Below are 2,636 nucleotides of genomic sequence, written 5' to 3' on the forward strand. Positions count from 1 at the left end.
TAACTTTCTGTATTTTCAACTGACTTATTGTATCTATTCCATTCATCCTGACTTGCTCCTGCCTCCGGCTCTTTAGTTCCATTTTTGGCCAGTTCGGCCTTACCCGCCTCTATGGCACGAAGCTGCCCTTCTGTTCTGGCTATATCACCAACCTGAGAGCCGATTTCGCCAATCATTTGCACAGCCTGCAGGCGGTTCTGCTCTTTCTCCTTGTCAAATATCGGACTGATGGCATCGTTAGCTTTTGTCACATCACGTTGCAGACCACTCAGGTCCTGCTGCTGACCTGACCTGTCCCGTACGGTAATTGTTCCCTGACTGACAACAGCCTGCGTGGTGCCTTCTGCATGCCCTGAACTGCTCATGCCGGATAACAGTGTGGTTGCCATGTTACCGGCAAACTGACCACCGATACTGCCGGACGAGCTGAACCCGCCACCGGTATGTGAAACGTTATAATCTGCCTTATTGACTATATCGCTGAATCCCAGAGTGCCGGTATCCAGGTGATTATCTGCCGCCGAAGCCGTGCTGGCTATTGCACCACCATTCAGCTGTGTATGGTTCCCAGTGGTAACACTAAAGCCTAGCCACCCGTGAAAAGTGGTGGCTGGCTCATAGAGTCTGGGATCACCGATGTGGCACAACTGGAGAGCACCGCCGCACCCGGTGTGATCTGGTTGCAACGGCGGAAAGTTGAGGGATTTCAGGCGTAGAAGCAAAGATCCCGGCCAGTTAGCCGGGATTCATCACAAAGCCTAGATTAGATCTTCGCCATTTAAAAGCACAACGATATTCCCTTCCCCTAACTCTTGCCTGAACACATCTGCTATTTCAGAGGTATTCAACTCAGGGAAGGATTTATCATTCACTACTATCAAAAAATAAGACTTTGGATCTTTTAGTCCAAATTCTTCAGCAATTAATAATTTAGTCTCTTGATTGTATTTTTCAACACGATCATCAATCAGCTCAATCTGTTGGCGACTTAAAATTGTATGTGGGTCAAACATAAGATACGAACCATCAAAAAGATAGCAGTAAGAAATACGTAAACTATGCTTCTCTATAGTTTTCAACTATGCTCATTAAATAATCTCTCCCCACAGATTTGACTAATTCAATATCATGTGATGTCCTTTCCTCAAGCCATTCTTTAAATTTCTCGCAATCAACAAAATTCTCATAAATTAAATCATTTATGGCCTCTGGTTTTTTATTGCTATTTATCCCCAACACGCCCTCTTCAACAGGGCTTTTCTGGAATATCGCCCATTGTTTTTTTTGTTCTAAAATAATTAGACCTCCATAATCACCAGAGTCATTCATTTCAGCGCTTAAGGAAACTATTTTAGCGACCCAATCCTCATTCATATGTAAATCGCCTAAGTATTTAAAATCTGAACTAGCGAAAACGCTCGCCATTAAGTCATACCCTAAAGACTCACCAATGACCAGTTTAGTCACACTAATCAAATCCTCTGATGTGCAGATATCATTATCAAAAAAGAAATATCTTGCAAATTTTTTGTGAAAAACACGAGCAGGAAGATTAGCATCGAGTCTTACAACACTTTTAAGTAGAGTTATTGCATCATCATGTTCGATAGTCACGGCATCACTCTCCAGGGAAACGTAGTTTAGAAATGATTTTACCATTTACTGACACAGAGGCAGACGGTACCCCAGATTCAGCACCGGCGATCCCACCACCAGTTGAAGATGGATAGAATCGATACACCTTCTCACCCTTTGTCATAACAGTAACCGAACCGTCTTTCGAAACTGATTTTATATAGCCACTAGCAGATAAATTTTCAATTGCCTCAGATTGATTTATATTTTTAATTACTATTTGCCCTGCGCTTCTTTTGGTTTGCTTTGCCGCAAACCCAATGTCTGTCTGCTTCCCAACAGATGCTATATCCTTACTAATTTCGTTTGCAACTTTAAGATCGCTCGCGCTTAAATTTCGTACCGGCTTCGGCAAACTACCTGCACCCAACGCACCATAAACCAGGTTACCTAGCCCATCGGCTCCGGTCTTCAGCAATGAAGCTTCTAGCCAGTCACACTTACCAGCACACTGATCAATAATATCAGCATACCATTTTGCAGAGTCTTCATAAGCACGCCCAGCCATGTTGTCCTGCTGACGCAGTGCAGTATAGGCTTTGTCATCAAGTTCTATCTTTGCACGCATATCAGCGACACAGGCCGCATCGCCCGAATCCCAACATGACTTCAGAGTCTGAACATTCTCTGCTGACTCTTTTGCCATATCCTTGCGGATATCCTGCTCACAATCCGCATCACCATTACATCCTTTGTATCGTTCTGTAGTGGATCGGTAATTCAGGACACCTCGAAATCCTGTTAATGTTAAAACAGTGAAAATGAGGTGATGCATGATCAAAACTCGTCGGACTAAACGTACCTTTTCCCCGGAGTTCAAGCTTGAAGCTATCGAACAGGTGGTTAAATACCAGCGTGATGTCAGAGAAGTCGCGCTGGCACTTGAGCTCAACCCTGACCATTTGCGTAAATGGATACGGTTGTATAAGCAGGAACTTCAGGGTATTGAGCCCGCTGGTAATGCTATTACCCCTGAACAACGCGAAATTCAGCAGCTTAAA

At 43.9% G+C, this 2,636-nt stretch carries 4 protein-coding genes and 1 pseudogene; 1 reads left to right on the forward strand and 4 read right to left on the reverse strand.

Going from position 1 to position 2,636, the window contains the following annotated elements:
- The 4 genes and pseudogenes from A9B99_RS15500 to A9B99_RS15515 form a co-directional block, all read right to left on the reverse strand.
- A pseudogene (locus A9B99_RS15500) lies at nucleotides 1-647 on the reverse strand (hypothetical protein); the annotation flags it as partial.
- A gap of 111 nt (nucleotides 648-758) precedes the next feature.
- The gene (locus tag A9B99_RS15505) at nucleotides 759-1,013 is read right to left on the reverse strand and encodes a hypothetical protein (RefSeq protein ID WP_231889201.1); all 255 of its coding nucleotides are present in this window, start codon (nucleotides 1,011-1,013) and stop codon (nucleotides 759-761) included.
- A 43-nt stretch (nucleotides 1,014-1,056) separates the two neighbouring features.
- Entirely contained in the window at nucleotides 1,057-1,614 is a 558-nt protein-coding gene (locus tag A9B99_RS15510; RefSeq protein WP_082917889.1) for a hypothetical protein, read from the reverse strand.
- Between the two features lie 4 nt (nucleotides 1,615-1,618).
- Nucleotides 1,619-2,410 (reverse strand): hypothetical protein, encoded by a 792-nt coding sequence (locus tag A9B99_RS15515; RefSeq protein WP_064599031.1) that lies wholly within the window; start codon nucleotides 2,408-2,410, stop codon nucleotides 1,619-1,621.
- On the opposite strand from A9B99_RS15515, the gene A9B99_RS15520 reads away from it, so the two are divergent.
- On the forward strand, nucleotides 2,409-2,636 hold a 228-nt coding region (locus A9B99_RS15520; RefSeq protein WP_064598141.1), incomplete at its 3' end, for a transposase. The two genes, A9B99_RS15515 and A9B99_RS15520, sit on opposite strands and share 2 nt — an antisense overlap.

Origin of the sequence: Mangrovibacter phragmitis (assembly GCF_001655675.1) — a bacterium.
Taxonomy (GTDB): domain Bacteria; phylum Pseudomonadota; class Gammaproteobacteria; order Enterobacterales; family Enterobacteriaceae; genus Mangrovibacter; species Mangrovibacter phragmitis.

What these genes read in the sequence shown, in the direction of transcription:
- A9B99_RS15515 (WP_064599031.1), bottom strand. Translation starts at nt 2,410, where the DNA reads ATGCATCACCTCATTTTCACTGTTTTAACATTAACAGGATTTCGAGGT.
- A9B99_RS15505 (WP_231889201.1), bottom strand. Translation starts at nt 1,013, where the DNA reads ATGTTTGACCCACATACAATTTTAAGTCGCCAACAGATTGAGCTGATT.